We start from the raw sequence: 1,388 nt of genomic DNA, 5'->3' as shown, positions 1-1,388 counted from the left end.
TTTCCTTCCTGCGCGGTGCAAGCTCGGCGCAGGAACTGTTCGAGACCGCCAAGGCTCTCGGCATCGAAGCCCTCGGCGTCGTTGACCGCAATTCGCTGGCTGGGATTGTCCGGGCACTCGAAGCATCCCGCGCTACGGGATTACGTCTCGTTGTCGGTTGCCGGCTCGATCTGCAAGACGGCATGTCGTTGCTGGCCTATCCGACCGACCGGGCTGCCTATTCCCGGCTGACCCGCCTTATCACCCTCGGCAAGTCGCGCGGCGGCAAGAACAACTGTATCCTCCATTGGGACGACGTCATCGCATACACCGACGGCATGATCGGCATCCTGGTGCCGGATTTGCCGGATGACACCTGCGGGATCCAGCTGCGCAAGATGGCCCAAGTGTTTGGCGATCGCGCCTATGTGTCGCTTTGTCTGCGGCGTCGGCAGAACGACCAGCTGAGGCTGCATGAGATTTCCAATCTCGCTGCGCGGCTCAAGGTGAAGACGGTGGTCACCAACGACGTGCTCTTCCATGAGCCAGGTCGCCGGCAGTTGCAGGACATTGTCACCTGCATTCGCACCCGCACAACAATCGACGAGGTCGGCTTCGAGCGCGAGCGCCACGCCGACCGCTATCTGAAGCCGCCGGAAGAAATGGAGCGCCTGTTTCCGCGATACCGGCAAGCCCTCGCGCGAACCATGGAGATTGTCCGTCGGTGCACGTTCTCGCTCGAGGAACTCACCTACCAATATCCGGAGGAGGCGATCGTGCTGGGCAAGGATGCTCAGGCCTCGCTGGAGCATTATGTCTGGCAATGCGTGCCCGATCGCTATCCCGAGGGACTACCGCCCGATGTATTGAAGGTCGTGCGCCACGAGCTCGATCTGATCCGCACCATGAAATACGCCCCGTATTTTCTGACCGTCTTCTCGATCGTGCGCTATGCGCGGTCTCAAGGCATTCTTTGCCAGGGCAGGGGTTCCGCCGCCAACAGCGCCGTCTGCTACATCCTCGGCATTACCAGTATCGACCCCTCGACCAACGATCTCCTCTTCGAGCGTTTCGTCTCCCAGGAGCGCGACGAGCCGCCGGATATCGACGTCGACTTCGAGCACGAGCGGCGTGAAGAGGTGATCCAGTGGATTTACCGCACCTACACCAGAGAAAAGGCAGCACTCTGCGCAACCGTAACCCGCTACCGGGCGCGGGGCGCGATCCGCGATGTCGGCAAGGCACTTGGTTTGCCGGAGGACGTGATCAAGGCCTTGTCGTCCGGGATGTGGTCCTGGTCGGAAGAGGTCTGCGATCGCAATGTCCGCGAGCTCAATCTCAATCCGGACGACCGGCGTCTTGTTCTGACTTTGAAGCTCGCCCAGCAATTGATGGGCGCGCCACGGCAT

The 1,388-nt window shown here is 61.2% G+C and carries 1 protein-coding gene; it reads left to right on the top strand.

The window, feature by feature from the left end:
- Positions 1 to 1,388 (top strand): PHP domain-containing protein (locus FY112_RS00305; protein ID WP_151517347.1); only part of this gene is annotated, 1,388 nt, incomplete at both ends.

The organism is Rhizobium sp. PEPV16 (assembly GCF_008919455.1).
Classification (GTDB): domain Bacteria; phylum Pseudomonadota; class Alphaproteobacteria; order Rhizobiales; family Rhizobiaceae; genus Rhizobium; species Rhizobium leguminosarum_Q.
Note: the sequence above shows the minus strand (reverse complement) of the source record. Positions and strands in the feature narration are given on the sequence as shown.